The 13,631-nt window shown below is 65.9% G+C and carries 16 protein-coding genes; 10 read left to right on the top strand and 6 right to left on the bottom strand.

Annotated elements, in window-relative coordinates; all coding sequences use genetic code 11:
* Positions 1-51: 51 nt before the first annotated feature.
* The 6 genes from A7Q26_RS12145 to pyrE form a co-directional block, all read right to left on the bottom strand.
* On the bottom strand, positions 52-381 hold the full coding sequence (locus tag A7Q26_RS12145; protein ID WP_066859746.1) for a hypothetical protein: 330 nt from the start codon (positions 379-381) through the stop codon (positions 52-54).
* A 102-nt stretch (positions 382-483) separates the two neighbouring features.
* Entirely contained in the window at positions 484-1,548 is a 1,065-nt protein-coding gene (locus tag A7Q26_RS12140; RefSeq protein WP_066859744.1) for an AI-2E family transporter, read from the bottom strand.
* 22 nt (positions 1,549-1,570) lie between these two features.
* Positions 1,571-2,452 (bottom strand): signal peptidase I, encoded by an 882-nt coding sequence (gene lepB, locus A7Q26_RS12135; protein WP_198162926.1) that lies wholly within the window; start codon positions 2,450-2,452, stop codon positions 1,571-1,573.
* A 29-nt stretch (positions 2,453-2,481) separates the two neighbouring features.
* Positions 2,482-2,883 carry a holo-ACP synthase gene (gene acpS / locus A7Q26_RS12130; protein ID WP_066859742.1) on the bottom strand — a complete coding sequence of 134 codons (402 nt, stop codon included), beginning with the start codon at positions 2,881-2,883 and terminating at the stop codon, positions 2,482-2,484.
* Complete coding sequence (locus A7Q26_RS12125; RefSeq protein ID WP_066859739.1) at positions 2,880-3,611, bottom strand: pyridoxine 5'-phosphate synthase; 732 nt, start codon at positions 3,609-3,611, stop codon at positions 2,880-2,882. Before A7Q26_RS12125 ends, acpS begins: the two co-directional genes overlap by 4 nt.
* Before the next feature lie 3 nt (positions 3,612-3,614).
* The gene (pyrE, locus tag A7Q26_RS12120; RefSeq protein WP_066859736.1) at positions 3,615-4,196 is read right to left on the bottom strand and encodes an orotate phosphoribosyltransferase; all 582 of its coding nucleotides are present in this window, start codon (positions 4,194-4,196) and stop codon (positions 3,615-3,617) included.
* A gap of 289 nt (positions 4,197-4,485) precedes the next feature.
* On the opposite strand from pyrE, the gene coxB reads away from it, so the two are divergent.
* The 10 genes from coxB to A7Q26_RS12075 all read left to right on the top strand — a co-directional run bounded on the left by coxB (position 4,486) and on the right by A7Q26_RS12075 (position 13,489).
* Positions 4,486-5,493 carry a cytochrome c oxidase subunit II gene (coxB, locus tag A7Q26_RS12115; protein ID WP_066859733.1) on the top strand — a complete coding sequence of 336 codons (1,008 nt, stop codon included), beginning with the start codon at positions 4,486-4,488 and terminating at the stop codon, positions 5,491-5,493.
* Between the two features lie 18 nt (positions 5,494-5,511).
* Positions 5,512-7,179, top strand: a complete 1,668-nt coding sequence (ctaD, locus tag A7Q26_RS12110) for a cytochrome c oxidase subunit I (RefSeq protein WP_066859730.1) — start codon at positions 5,512-5,514, stop codon at positions 7,177-7,179.
* Between the two features lie 134 nt (positions 7,180-7,313).
* Positions 7,314-8,234 carry a heme o synthase gene (locus A7Q26_RS12105; RefSeq protein WP_066859727.1) on the top strand — a complete coding sequence of 307 codons (921 nt, stop codon included), beginning with the start codon at positions 7,314-7,316 and terminating at the stop codon, positions 8,232-8,234.
* Positions 8,231-8,368 carry a hypothetical protein gene (locus tag A7Q26_RS25560; protein ID WP_198162920.1) on the top strand — a complete coding sequence of 46 codons (138 nt, stop codon included), beginning with the start codon at positions 8,231-8,233 and terminating at the stop codon, positions 8,366-8,368. The genes A7Q26_RS12105 and A7Q26_RS25560 overlap by 4 nt, the downstream gene beginning before the upstream one ends.
* Positions 8,368-8,943, top strand: a complete 576-nt coding sequence (locus A7Q26_RS12100) for a cytochrome c oxidase assembly protein (RefSeq protein WP_066859724.1) — start codon at positions 8,368-8,370, stop codon at positions 8,941-8,943. The genes A7Q26_RS25560 and A7Q26_RS12100 overlap by 1 nt, the downstream gene beginning before the upstream one ends.
* Positions 8,944-8,981: 38 nt before the next feature.
* A complete protein-coding gene (locus A7Q26_RS12095; RefSeq protein WP_066859721.1) occupies positions 8,982-9,812 on the top strand; it encodes a cytochrome c oxidase subunit 3 in 831 nt (276 codons plus the stop codon).
* A gap of 88 nt (positions 9,813-9,900) precedes the next feature.
* Positions 9,901-10,566 (top strand): SURF1 family protein, encoded by a 666-nt coding sequence (locus A7Q26_RS12090; protein WP_066859718.1) that lies wholly within the window; start codon positions 9,901-9,903, stop codon positions 10,564-10,566.
* Positions 10,567-10,610: 44 nt separating this feature from the next.
* A complete protein-coding gene (gene thrC, locus A7Q26_RS12085) occupies positions 10,611-12,011 on the top strand; it encodes a threonine synthase (protein WP_066859716.1) in 1,401 nt (466 codons plus the stop codon).
* A 10-nt stretch (positions 12,012-12,021) separates the two neighbouring features.
* Complete coding sequence (locus tag A7Q26_RS12080) at positions 12,022-12,891, top strand: class I SAM-dependent methyltransferase (protein WP_066859845.1); 870 nt, start codon at positions 12,022-12,024, stop codon at positions 12,889-12,891.
* A 58-nt stretch (positions 12,892-12,949) separates the two neighbouring features.
* A complete protein-coding gene (locus A7Q26_RS12075; protein ID WP_066859713.1) occupies positions 12,950-13,489 on the top strand; it encodes a hypothetical protein in 540 nt (179 codons plus the stop codon).
* Positions 13,490-13,631 lie beyond the last annotated feature (142 nt).

Here is a 13,631-nt window from a genome sequence, read left to right as displayed (position 1 = left end):
CCGGATGAGTCGAGGAAGGGGCCGTTTGTCGGCCCCTTTTCTTTTGTCCGTTCAGTCCGGATCGCGACAGGCCGTGTCGGCCGTCGCGCCGAAGGCCAGGGCATCGGCGCTGCCGATCTTCGCCTCGCCCGCGAACAACTGGTCCAACCGCCCCTTGATGTCGCGCCGATAGGCGGGGGTGGCGACCGATCGCGGCGCCGACACCTCTATGTCGCATGCGATGGCGTTCTTGATCCGCTCGACCGCCGCATCGTCCAATATGCCGGCGCTCCTCAGTTCCCGGCACAGCTGCAACAAGCCTACGGCGGTCGCCTGGGCGCGCATTCCGACATTGGTGAGGTCGAAATGCAGCTTCTTCTCCTTGTCCAGGCCGATGGTCATGGCGCGACTCCTCTCTCAAAACTGTGTCATGCTATCATGAGATCAAGCATCGGACAGCCGGGACGTTCCCGGCCCCGGGACATGCCAATGAAAGGGATTGGCCTAGCTCTCCGCGTCGCGCCCGGCGGCCATCGCCTTGGACCGCTCCTCCAGATAGACCTTGATCATCGCCACGATCGGATCGGCCAGGAACAGGCCGATGATGCCGAACAGCGCGCCGAACAGGATCTGCGCCGCCAGCACCAGCGCCGGCGCCAGGTCGGTCGCGCGCTTGGCCACCATCGGCACGATCAGATAGCCATCGACGACCTGCACCGCCAGATAGACGCCGAAGGCATAGAGCCCCGTGTCGGTTCCCGCCGAAAAGCCGACGAGGATGATGAGGATGCCCGATATGATCGAGCCGAGATTGGGCAGGAAGGCGAACAGTCCGGTGAGGATGCCCAGCAGCCCCGCCATCGGCACGCCGCCGGCCCACAGCAGCAGCCAAGTGCCCACCCCCTCCACCGCCATGCCGATCAGCCGCCCGAACATCAGCCGCCGCAGCGTCCATCCCATCCGGTCGGCGATGCGGTAGAAATGCGCGCGCTTTTCCATCGGCAGCATCCAGGCGACGCCGCGCTCGTAGAGCTTCGGTTCGACCGCGATGAAAATCGCCAGCACCAGCATCATGACGGCGCTGGTGATCGCGCCCACCGCGGTGCCGACCGCCGCCGTCACCCGGCCCATGCTGCTCATCGCCTGCTGTGCCAGGCTTTTCAGGTCATCGGGCGTGGTGCTGACGCCCAATTGCTGCATCCAGCCGCCGATCCGCGCCACCTGCGCCTCGACGATGCCGCGCATCGCCTGCGCCTGCTCGGCCAGGCTCGATCCGGTGAGGTAGAAAGTATAGGCGAGGAAGGCGACCGCGCCCAGAAGCACGATGGTCAGGCGCCACCCCCGCGCGATCGGCAGCACCCGGCCCAGCAGGCGCGCGCCGCCGTCCATCATCGTCGCCAGCACCAGCGCGCCCATGATGAGCATCAGCGGCTGGGCCAGGAGCACGACCAGTGCGATCGCGATGCCGATCGCGAACCAGACGCCCGCGCGTTTCAGTTCATGCTGGACCAGCGCGCTGCGCATTTCGCTGGGGCCGGGTTCCTCGACATGATGGTGCCTGTCGCTCAAACCCGAACCCCTTTCAGCCAGTCTATTTCGGGTCGGTAACGCTCTCCGGGCGCAGGCTGTTCCCCGCGCGTCCGCCGCGGAAGGCATGGAGCCAGCTCAGCGGGTTCCAGGTCGAATCGCCGTCGAGGCTGAAGGTGATGAACTCCGCCCGGCCGCCGATCGCCTCCCACGGCACCGGCCCGCCCAGGCCATTTTCCTCCAGCGGGGCGCGGCTGTCGGCGCTGTTGTCGCGATTGTCGCCCATCAGGAAGACATGGTTCGCCGGCACGCGCACCGGACCGTACCAGTCGAGCGCGCTCGGCCCCATGTCGATCGTGACGTAGCTCCTGCCGTTGGGCAGGATTTCCTGCCGCACCGGCAGTTCGCAATAATCGCGCCCGTCCTTGCCGGTGATGCGGGCACCGGGGAATTGCAGCGGCGAACAGGGAGCGTTGCCGTCCACCGGGATGCGCAGCGGCTTCATCGCCTTCTGCTTCACCGCCACGCCGTTCAGCATCACCTGGCCGCCGCGCACCTCGATGATGTCGCCGGGCAGGCCGATCACGCGCTTGATATAATCCTCGCGCCGGTTTTGCGGCGACACGATGACGATGTCGCCGCGCTCGGGCAGGCGGCCCAGGATGCGGCCCTTCAGGAAGGGCAGGGGATGGAAACTGGGTGAGACATAGGACCAGCCATAGGGAAATTTGCTCACCACCAGCCGGTCGCCGGTCAGCAGCACCGGCATCATCGATTCGCTGGGGATGTAGAAGGGCTTGGCGACGAAGCTGTGGAAGGCCAGCACCGCCAGGATCAGCAGCGTGATGCTTTTCACCTCATGCCACCAGTTGACCGCCGGCTTCGTTTCGGCCTGGTCCGGCATATCGGGGGCGGGCTGGTCGTCAGGCAGGTCGATGGCCGTCACGGGCTGGCTTTCGTTGGGATGATTGTCGCTCACAGGGGCAGTGCCTCGATGATGACGAAGGCCTGCGCCCATGGATGATCGTCAGTGAGCGTCAGATGAATGACCGGCCTGTGTCCCGCCGGAACCATGGCTTCCAGCCGCGCCAGCGCGCCGCCCGTCAGCGCGAGCGTCGGTGCGCCGGACGGCGCGTTGACCACGCCGATGTCCTTCATGAACACGCCCGCCTTGAACCCGGTGCCGACCGCCTTGGAAAAGGCCTCCTTGGCGGCGAAACGCTTGGCTAGCGTCCCGGCCCTGGTAAAGGGGCGGCGGTTGGCCTTGGCCTGCTCGACATCGGTGAACACGCGCTGGACGAACCGCTCGCCGAAGCGGTCGAGCGAGTTTTGGATCCGCTCGATATTGCAGAGATCGGAGCCGAGGCCGATGATCAACGGGCCAGGTCCATCTGCCGCCGCATTTCGCGGATGCTGCCCTCCAGCCCACCGAAGATCGCCTCGCCGACCAGGAAATGGCCGATATTGAGCTCGGCGACCTGCGGGATGGCGGCGATCGGCGCGACATTGTCGAAGGTCAGGCCGTGGCCGGCATGGGGTTCGATGCCGTTCTTGGCCGCCAGCGCCGCCGCGTCGGCGATCCGCCGCAGTTCCGCCGCGCGCGCCGATCCGTCGAGATGGGCATAGGCGCCGGTGTGAAATTCCACCACCGGCGCGCCCAGCCGGATCGCGGCCTCGATCTGCGCGGCGTCGGCCTCGATGAACAGGCTCACGCGGATGCCCGCGTCGTTGAGCCGGGCGACGATCGGCGTCAGCGCCCCGATCTGCCCGGCCGCGTCGAGACCACCCTCGGTAGTGCGCTCCTCGCGCTTTTCCGGGACGATGCAGGCGGCGTGCGGGCGATGCTTGAGCGCGATTTCCAGCATCTCCGGCGTCGCCGCCATTTCCAGGTTCAGCGGCACGTCCAGCGCCGCCATCAGCATCGCGATATCCGCGTCGCGGATATGGCGCCGATCCTCGCGCAGATGGGCGGTGATGCCGTCCGCCCCGGCCTTCACCGCGAGCAGCGCGGCCTTGACCGGATCGGGATGCTCGCCCCCGCGCGCGTTCCGGATGGTCGCCACATGGTCGATGTTGACGCCAAGGCGCAGGGGGGCAGCGCTCATCGCTTACTGCTTCCTGCTGCCGGGCTTGATCGCCGGCACCGCCGCCAGTTCGGGCGGCACGGCATCCTCGTTATAGACAGGGAAGTTGATCGACACGAGCGGGTAGAAGGGCACGCCCAGGTCGACCTCGCCGGCCGAACGGTCGACCAGCGCGGCCTCGGCCACGACGATGCCGCCTTCCTTTTCGACCGCCTCGATCGCCTGGCGGGAGGAGAGGCCTGTCGTCACCACGTCCTCGACCATCAGCACTTTCTGCCCGGGCGATATGGCGAAGCCGCGGCGCAGCTCGAACGTCCCTTCGGGGCGCTCCAGGAACACGGCGTCCTTGTCGAGCGCGCGACCGATTTCATGACCGATGATGAGGCCGCCCATGGCCGGCGAAACGACCAGGTCGATCTCCTGCCGCAATTCGCGTGGCAGCTTCTGCACCGTGGCGCGGGCCAGCTTGCCGGCGCGATCGGCGTTCATCAGCACCCGCGCGCATTGCAGATAATTGGCGCTGCGGCGACCCGACGACAGGATGAAATGCCCTTCGAGCAGCGCGCCCGCTGCCCGGAATTCCGCCAATACTTCCTCGTCAGTCATGCCGTTCACTAATCCTGTCGCGTGGCCCCGGCGCCTGTCCGCGTCCCGGCCCACTGCCCTGCATCAAAAGGCGCGCGCCTGCGCGTCCCGTCCGCGCCCCTGTGCGCGGACCTGCGAAATAGGCGGGCAGGGGATGCGTTGCAACAGCGAAGAAAATCTGCTCCATCTGTGCTTGAGGCGGGCGGAAACCCTGCCTATAAGCCGCGTCAGAACCGACCGGGCGAAGTCCATGCACGCAATGTGCGGCTTCGCTGCAGCGGCGCCAAGGGGTTAGGGGTATGAAGAGGCTATGAAAAAGGTGAAATCGCTCGTTCTCGCCGGTTTGCTGGCCTTTGCGCCCGCCGTCGCGATGAACGGCCACGCTTTTGCACAGGATGACGCCGCCGTCGCTGCGCCGGTTGCGGACAATGCCGCGGCGCCCGCCGAATCGGCGGCGAACGCCGCCGCGCCGGCCGCCGAAGCTGCCCCCGTGGCCAAGGTCGCGGCCCCGCCGCGGATGAAACCGACCGAAGGCATCGGTATGCCCCGTCCTGGCGAAATCACGCTGCAGGAACAATTTACCGAAACCGGGCGCAGTGCGCGCTGGCTGCATGACGTGCTGCTGCTGCCGATCATCACCATCATTTCCATCCTCGTGCTGGCCCTGATGCTCTATGTGATGGTCCGCTATCGCCGCAGCGCCAATCCGGTGCCGTCGAAGACATCGCACAACACCTTCATCGAAGTCATCTGGACGGTCGTGCCGGTGCTCATCCTGTTGGCGATCGCGGTGCCGTCCATCGGCCTGCTCGCCGACCAGTACAAGCCCGCGCCCAAGGATGCGCTGACCGTCAAGGTTACGGGCTATCAATGGTATTGGGGCTATGAATATCCCGACGCCGGTATCGCCGAGTTCGTGTCCAACATGCTGCCGGAGGACAAGGCCAGGGCCAATGGCGAGCCTTATCTGCTGGCGCCCGACAATCGGCTGGTTCTGCCCGCCGGCCGCCCGGTCAAGCTGATCATCACCGCCGCCGACGTCATCCACAGCTTCGCCGTGCCCTCGCTCTGGGTGAAGATGGACGCCGTGCCGGGCCGCCTGAACGAGAAGAGCTTCACCATCGAGAAGCCGGGCGTCTATTATGGCCAATGTTCGGAACTGTGCGGCGCGCGCCACGGCTTCATGCCGATCGCGATCGAGGCGCTGCCGCCCGAACAGTTCGACCAGTGGGTGCGCTCGCAGGGCGGTTCGCTGAAAAAGGAAGAGGCGGCAACGACCGCCCAGGCCGCTCCGGCCGATGGCGCAAAAAAGATTTGATGCAGGGGTAGGAACGCCATGACCACCATCACCGCAGATCATCACGGCGATCATGCCCACGATCATCATGATGCCGATCACAAGCCGGCCTTCTTCCAGCGCTGGTTCATGTCCACCAATCACAAGGACATCGGCACCCTCTATCTGATCTTCGCGATCCTGGCCGGCCTTATCGGCGGTGCGATTTCGGGGCTGATGCGCGCCGAACTGGCGCAGCCGGGCATCCAGTATCTTCACGCCTGGGCGCAGCAGCTGGAAGGTTCGTCGGCGACGATGGACCAGGCGTATCATCTGTGGAACGTGCTGATCACCGCCCACGGCCTCATCATGGTCTTCTTCATGGTGATGCCCGCGATCATCGGCGGCTTCGGCAACTGGTTCGTGCCGATCATGATCGGCGCGCCGGACATGGCCTTCCCGCGGATGAACAATATCAGCTTCTGGCTGCTCATCCCCGCCTTCGCCCTGCTCCTGGGCTCGACCTTCGTTCCCGGCGGCACCGGCAACGGCGCGGGCACCGGCTGGACCGTCTACGCGCCGCTTTCGACCAGCGGCTCGGCCGGTCCCGCCGTCGACATGGCGATCCTGTCGCTCCACATTGCGGGCGCCAGCTCGATCCTGGGCGCGATCAACTTCATCACCACCATCCTCAACATGCGCGCGCCGGGGATGACCCTGCACAAGATGCCGCTGTTCGTATGGTCGGTGCTGGTCACCGCCTTCCTCCTGCTGCTCGCGCTGCCGGTTCTCGCCGCCGCGATCACCATGCTGCTGACCGATCGCAATTTCGGCACCACCTTCTACGATGCGGCCGGTGGCGGCGATCCCGAACTCTACCAGCATCTCTTCTGGTTCTTCGGTCACCCGGAAGTCTATATCATGATCCTGCCGGGCTTCGGCATCGTCAGCCAGATCATCTCGACCTTCAGCCGCAAGCCGGTGTTCGGCTATCTCGGCATGGCCTATGCCATGGTCGCGATCGGCGTGGTCGGCTTCGTCGTCTGGGCGCACCACATGTTCACCACCGGCATGTCCGTGAATGTGAAGATGTATTTCACCGCCGCGACGATGGTCATCGCCGTCCCCACCGGCATCAAGATCTTCTCCTGGATCGCGACGATCTGGGGCGGGTCGATCAGCTACAAGACCCCGATGGTCTGGGCGCTGGGCTTCATCTTCCTGTTCACCGTGGGCGGCGTCACCGGCGTGGTGCTGGCCAATGGCGGCGTCGATGACGTGCTGCACGACACCTATTATGTCGTCGCGCACTTCCATTACGTCCTCTCGCTGGGCGCGGTCTTCTCGCTCTTTGCGGGCTTCTACTACTGGTTCCCGAAAATGTCGGGCCGGATGTATAACGAGTTCCTCGGTCAGCTGCATTTCTGGGTGTTCTTCGTCGGCGTGAACATGCTGTTCTTCCCGATGCACTTCCTGGGCCTGAGCGGGATGCCGCGCCGCTATCCCGACTATCCGGAAGCCTTCGCTTACTGGAACAAGATCGCAACCTATGGCTATGAGATCATGGCGGTCGGCGTGCTGATCTTCCTCGTCAACGTCTTCTGGTCGCTGTTCGCCGGCCGCCGGGCGGAGGGCAATCCCTGGGGCGAAGGCGCAACGACGCTGGAATGGACGCTGTCCAGCCCGCCGCCCTTCCACCAGTTCGAAACGCTGCCGGTCGTCGACTGATGGCCGCAGGGCGCCGCCTCGGCTCCGGCCGGGTGCGGCGCGCTGCGAACGGGCGCCGGGGGGTGGGACCGTCTGTCCGTTGCGGGAATCGGCGCGCGCCTTTAAGGGGCGCGCGACTGATACAAGAGGAGCTTATGGCCAGTTCGCCGATCATGTCCGGGATGAGCAAGCCGGTAATGCCCGCCCATTGGCGGGATTTCGTCGCGCTCACAAAGCCGCGCGTCATGACGCTGGTCGTGTTTACGGGCCTATGCGGGCTGCTCGCCGCGCCGGGGCACATCCATCCCGTGCTGGCCTTTACGGCGATTCTCTGCATCGCGCTGGGCGCCGGCGCGGCCGCCACGCTGAACCAGTGGTGGGAAGCGGACATCGACGCCAAGATGAAGCGCACCGCCAACCGTCCGCTGCCCGCCGGCCGGATGGACCGGCAGGCGGCGCTGCATTTCGGCGTTGGCCTCTCCTTCTTCTCGGTCCTGCTGATGGGCGTAGCGACCAACTGGCTCGCCGCCGCGGTACTGACCGTCTCGATCCTCTTCTACGTCTTCGTCTACACTATCTGGCTCAAGCCCCGCACGGCCCAGAATATCGTGATCGGCGGCGCGGCCGGCGCCTTCCCCCCGGTGATCGGCTGGGCGGCCGTGACGGGGGACATCAGCGCACTGCCCGTCGCTCTGTTCATGCTGATCTTCTTCTGGACGCCGCCCCATTTCTGGGCGCTCGCGCTGTTCGTGAAGACCGATTACGCCGCCGCCGGCATCCCCATGCTGCCCGTCGTATCGGGTGAGGTGGCCACGCGTCGGCAGATCTGGCTCTACACCGCGATCATGGCGGTCGCGGCAATGGCGCCGGTGCTTCTGCAACTGACCGGGGCCATCTATGGCACCGCCGCCCTGCTCGGCACGGCGGTCTTCGCCGCCCTGGCGTTCCAGGTCTATCGCCGGCGCGAAAGCGATCCCGCGCGCATGGCGCCGGAAAAGCGGCTGTTCAAATATTCGATCCTCTATCTTTTCCTGCTGTTCGGGGCGGTGGTCGTCGACCGCTGGCTGCTGGCGTGACGCCGGAGGAACAGGATCAGGTGCGCGCGCGACAGAAATCGCGGGCGATCGTGACCGGCCTGCTGCTGGGCTTCCTCGTCATCCTCTTCTTCGCCATCACACTGGCGAAGATCGGCGCGAGCCATCAGATCTGATGGCGACGCTGCCCCCTTCGCCCTTCGAACGGGACCGGCGCAATCGGCGCACGCTGGTCGCAACGGCGCTGGTGGGGCTGGCGATGCTGGGGCTGGGCTTCGCCTCCGTGCCGCTCTATCGCATCTTCTGCGAAACGACGGGTTTTGGCGGAACGACCCAGCGGGCGCAAGCGGGCGGGCAGGTGCGTGCGGCGGTCGGCCACACCATGTCGATCCGCTTCGATTCGAATGTCCAGCCGGGAATGCCGTGGCAATTCTACCCGGAACACCGGACCGACACCGTGACCGTCGGCGCGAAGGACATGGCGATCTTCGTCGCGAAGAACCTGTCGGACAAGCCGGTCACCGGCACCGCCAGCTTCAACGTCACCCCGACACAGGCCGGCGCCTATTTCACCAAGATCCAGTGTTTCTGCTTCACGCAGCAGACATTGCAACCGGGTGAGGAGGTGCGGATGCCGGTCCTCTATTATGTCGATCCCAGGATTCTGGACGATCCGGACAACAGGGACACGCAACAGATAACGCTCAGCTACACTTTCTACCCTGTTGAGCAGGGCAAGAAGGCAAGCTAAGGAAAATAGCCAAGAACAGGAGCAGGGAAGAGCAGGTCATGGCAGGCGCAAAGAATCACGATTATCACATCCTTCCACCCAGCATCTGGCCGCTCTTCGGCTCCATGTCGGCGCTGGTCATGGCATCGGGCGCGATCATGTGGATGCATCCCGACGCGATGGGGCCGGGCGGCGGCTGGATATTCCTGATCGGCATGGCCGGTGTGCTCTTCACCATGTTCAGCTGGTGGAGCAATGTCGTCGCCGAAGCCCATGCGGGGGACCATACGCCGGTCGTCCAGTTGCATCTGCGCTATGGCATGATCCTGTTCATCGCTTCGGAAGTGATGTTCTTCGTCGGCTGGTTCTGGGCCTTTTTCGACTTCTCGCTCTTCCCGAGCGAACTGGCGCCGATCGAAGGGCTGTTCCCGTCCAAGGGCGTGGAGGTGATGAACGCGTTCGAGCTGCCGCTGCTCAACACGCTGATCCTGCTCTGCTCGGGCACCACGGTGACCTGGGCGCATCACGCGCTGATCCACGGAGACCGCGACGGCCTGATCAAGGGGCTGTGGTGCACCATCATCCTGGGCGCGATCTTCTCGTGCATCCAGGCCTATGAATATGCCCATGCCCCCTTCGATTTCGGCGGCAATCCCTATAGCTCGGCCTTCTACATGGCGACCGGCTTCCACGGCTTCCACGTCCTGGTCGGGACCATCTTCCTGGCCGTGAACCTGGTCCGGGCCTATAAGGGCCATTTCACACCGCGCCAGCATTTCGGCTTCGAGGCCGCCGCCTGGTACTGGCATTTCGTCGACGTTGTGTGGCTGTTCCTGTTCGTCGCCATCTATGTCTGGGGCGGCTGGGGCGCGCCGGTCCATGGCGGCTGAGCCGCCGGTCGAAGCCTGACTTGAATAGCGGCCGGGGTGATGCTCCGGCCGTTTTCTTTTCGCGCTCGTACAGCTATTGAGGACCGCGATGTCCCTCCCGCCTGACCCCACCGATCGCCCGCAATCCGCACGGCTTCCGATCGTTCCGACCATCATGGTCGTGCTGGCGGTGCTGGCGATGATCGCGCTGGGCGCCTGGCAGCTCCAGCGCCGTGCCGGGAAGGCGGAGGCGCTGGCCCTCGCCGCAGCCAATCCCGGCCGCCCCGCGATCGCATTCCCGAAACTGGCGCCGGTGGATCCCGCGATCCTCTTCCGCCCCTCCTCGGTCCATTGCCTGACCGTGGTCCAATGGCAGGTGGAGGCCGGCCGCGCCGCAGACGGCAGCAGCGGCTATCGCCATATCGCCCATTGTTCGACGGGCGCGGAAGGGCCGGGGGTGCTGGTCGCCGTCGGCGTCGGGCAGAAGCCGGACGACAAGCCCGCCTGGACGGGCGGCCAGGTCGAAGGCTGGATCAGCCAGGAACCCGACCATCGCGCGCTGCTTACGCGCATGGGCGGGAAGGCTTCCCCGCTGCGTCCGATGCTGATCGCGCGGCAGGCGCCTCCCGGCCTCAAGCCCGTCGCGCCGCCCAGTGCCGCCGACCTGCCCAACAACCATCTCGCCTATGCAGTGCAATGGTTCTTCTTCGCGGCGGTCGCGGTGATTATCTATATTCTCGCGCTGCGCCGCCGGAACGCGTCGAACGCCGCCTAAACGCTTGCTCCTCGGGCCGCGTATCGCTACCGCGCTTTTCCATTATGCAATATGAGAGCACCAGGGGGAGCGCGCCTGCGCTCGGGTTCGAGGATGTGACGCTGGCTGGGCTGGCGTCCGATGGCGGCCTGTATCTGCCGACCAGCTGGCCGAGCTTCACCGCGGACCAGATTCGCGCCCTGTCCGGCCTTTCCTATGTCGAAACCGCCGTACGGGTGATGATGCCCTTCGTCGCGGGCTCACTTGCCGAAGATGAACTGCGGGAGCTTTGCGCCGCTGCCTATGGCCGCTTCAGCCATCAGGCCGTGACGCCGCTGGTCCAGCTCGACCATCAGCATTGGGTGCTGGAGCTGTTCCATGGCCCGACGCTCGCCTTCAAGGATGTCGCGCTCCAGCTGCTCGGCCAGTTGTTCGAGCGTTTTCTGTCGCGTCGGGACGATCACCTGACCATCGTCGGCGCCACGTCGGGCGACACCGGGTCGGCGGCGATCGACGCTGTGGCGGGCCGGGCGAAGATCGACATCTTCATGCTCCATCCCGAAGGCCGCGTCTCCGACGTGCAGCGGCGCCAGATGACCACCGTGCTGGCGCCCAACGTCTACAATATCGCCATCGACGGCAGCTTCGACGATGCGCAGGCGCTGGTGAAGGCGATGTTCAACGACGCCGATTTCAAGAGCCGTTTCAACCTGTCGGCCGTCAACAGCATCAACTGGGCGCGGCTGATGGCGCAGGTCGTCTATTATTTCTACGCCGCCGTGCGGCTGGGCGCACCGGACCGGGAAGTCGCCTTCTCCGTCCCCACCGGCAATTTCGGCGACGTGTTCGCGGGCTATGTCGCGGCGCAGATGGGCCTGCCGGTCGCGAAGCTGATCGTCGCCACCAACGTCAACGACATATTGCATCGTGCGCTGGCCGAAGGCGATTACAGCCAGGGCCAGGTCGTCCCGACCGCGACCCCTAGCATGGACATCCAGGTCAGTTCCAATTTCGAGCGGCTGCTGTTCGACGCTGGCGGACGCGACGGGCTCGCGCTGGCGGAGCAGATGCGCGGGTTCGAGGCGAGCAAGGCGATGCGCCTCACCAACGCGCAGCGGGAAGGCGCTTCGCGGCTCTTCACCTCCTCGCGCATCGACGCCGACGGCATGACCATGGCGATGCGCTGGGCCTATGACGCGGCCGGACAGGTGATCGACCCGCACAGCGCCATCGGCCTTGCCGCCGCGCGCGGGGCGGGTGTGGACGCGTCCGTGCCTGTGGTGACGCTGGCGACGGCGCACGCCGCGAAATTCCCCGACGCTGTCGAGCGCGCTACCGGCACCCGTCCGCCGCTGCCGCCGCGCGTGGGTGATCTCTTCTCGCGCGAGGAGAGCTACGCCCGGCTGCCCGGCACGTTCGAGGCGATCACCGCCTATGTCGCCGAACGCGCGACGCCGCGCGGCTGACGAGGCGGGGTTGGAACTCAAGACCCTCATCGGCGAACCCTGGTCGGATTACGGCCTGCTTGACTCGGGCGACGGCCGCAAGCTGGAGCGCTATGGCCGTTTCCGCTTCATCCGCCCGGAACCGCAGGCGATGTGGAAGCCCGCGACCACCGACTGGCGAGCCGACGGCGAATTCATCCCCGGTTCGGACGAGGATGGCGGCGGCCGCTGGTATTATGAAAATCCGGTCCCGGCCGAAGGCTGGCCGCTGCACTGGAAGGAAGTGACCTTCCAGTCGAGTTGCACCCCTTTCCGTCATCTCGGCTTCTTTCCCGACATGGCGCCGATCTGGGATACTCTGCGCGGCGCCATCGCCGACAAGCCCGACGCCGAGGTCATGAACCTGTTCGGCTATACCGGCGTCGGCACGCTGGCGCTGTCGGCCGGCGGCGCGCGCATGGTCCATGTCGATGCGTCCAAGAAATCGGTAGCCCAGGCCCGCGCCAACGCCGCGCTGTCGGGCATGGAGGACAAGCCCGTCCGCTGGATCGTCGAGGACGCCGCCAAGTTCGTCGCCCGCGAAGTCCGGCGTGGCCGCCGTTATGACGGTATCCTGCTCGACCCGCCCAAATATGGCCGCGGCCCCGATGGCGAGGTCTGGCGGCTGGAGGAGGATCTGCCCGGTCTCATCGCCAATTGCCGCGCGCTGCTCGATGCCGATAGCCGCTTTCTGTTCCTGACCGTCTATGCCGTCCGCATGTCGGCGCTGGCGATCGGCGAATTGCTGCGCCAGGCCTTTGCCGACCTGCCCGGCACGGTCGAGGCGGGCGAACTGGCGGTGCGGGAGGAGGCGCGGGGCATCGCCCTGCCGACCGCCATCTGGGCGCGCTGGCGGCGCTGAGCATCGCTTCGACCTTTTCGGGTTGAGCGGTCCCGCATGGTCCGGCATGACGGCCCCCATGCGCTTTTCACCCGCCCTTGCCGCCTCGTCCCTGCTGGTTCTGCTTGCGTCCTGTGTCGGGCCGCCGAGTCGAACCCCTGCGCCGGCGCGCGCCTTGCCTGCGCCGCCTCCGGCGCCACAGGCCTCGCCCGCCCCGCCTCCCCCGCCTGCCCTCGCGTGGGAGGATCGCGCGCTCACGCCGGGCAGCTGGAGCTATCGTCAGGATGCCGGCGGCAGCGCGGCCCTGTTCGGGTCCGCGGGGCAGTCGCTCTTCACGCTGCGATGCGACCCGGCGAGCCGCCGCATCACCGCCCTACGCGCCGGTGCCGGACAGGGAGCGATGGTGATCCGCACCAGCTATGGCGCGGTCAGTTGGCCCGCCACGCTCGATGCAGGCGCGCAACCGCAGGTGATCGCGACGAGGGCCGCTACCGACAGCGCGCTGGATCAGATGGCCTATAGCCGTGGCAAGATCGGCGTCGAAGTGCAGGGCTTGAGCCCGCTGATTGTCCCGGCCTGGGCAGAGGTGGCGCGGGTGGTCGAGGATTGCCGAGGCTGAGGAGAAAACTGGCCAAGCCGTGCCGCGCGGACGAAGAATTATGATTCCAAAAAAGAAAAATACAAGGCTTGAAGATAGGGTCCGTCTGATTCACATTTCACTTCATGGACGGATGAAGGGGTGATCCGACGCCGGCCATAGG

Origin of the sequence: Sphingobium sp. TCM1 (assembly GCF_001650725.1) — a bacterium.
Classification (GTDB): Bacteria; Pseudomonadota; Alphaproteobacteria; order Sphingomonadales; family Sphingomonadaceae; genus Sphingobium.
This window is presented reverse-complemented; position numbering and strand designations above follow the sequence as displayed.

Bases quoted from the DNA above. Each gene is read 5' to 3' on its own strand.
- A7Q26_RS12145 (WP_066859746.1), bottom strand. From the start codon at position 381: ATGACCATCGGCCTGGACAAGGAGAAGAAGCTGCATTTCGACCTCACC.
- A7Q26_RS12125 (WP_066859739.1), bottom strand. From the start codon at position 3,611: ATGAGCGCTGCCCCCCTGCGCCTTGGCGTCAACATCGACCATGTGGCG.
- pyrE (WP_066859736.1), bottom strand. From the start codon at position 4,196: ATGACTGACGAGGAAGTATTGGCGGAATTCCGGGCAGCGGGCGCGCTG.
- coxB (WP_066859733.1), top strand. From the start codon at position 4,486: ATGAAAAAGGTGAAATCGCTCGTTCTCGCCGGTTTGCTGGCCTTTGCG.
- ctaD (WP_066859730.1), top strand. From the start codon at position 5,512: ATGACCACCATCACCGCAGATCATCACGGCGATCATGCCCACGATCAT.
- A7Q26_RS12105 (WP_066859727.1), top strand. From the start codon at position 7,314: ATGGCCAGTTCGCCGATCATGTCCGGGATGAGCAAGCCGGTAATGCCC.
- A7Q26_RS12100 (WP_066859724.1), top strand. From the start codon at position 8,368: ATGGCGACGCTGCCCCCTTCGCCCTTCGAACGGGACCGGCGCAATCGG.
- A7Q26_RS12095 (WP_066859721.1), top strand. From the start codon at position 8,982: ATGGCAGGCGCAAAGAATCACGATTATCACATCCTTCCACCCAGCATC.
- A7Q26_RS12090 (WP_066859718.1), top strand. From the start codon at position 9,901: ATGTCCCTCCCGCCTGACCCCACCGATCGCCCGCAATCCGCACGGCTT.
- thrC (WP_066859716.1), top strand. From the start codon at position 10,611: ATGCAATATGAGAGCACCAGGGGGAGCGCGCCTGCGCTCGGGTTCGAG.
- A7Q26_RS12075 (WP_066859713.1), top strand. From the start codon at position 12,950: ATGCGCTTTTCACCCGCCCTTGCCGCCTCGTCCCTGCTGGTTCTGCTT.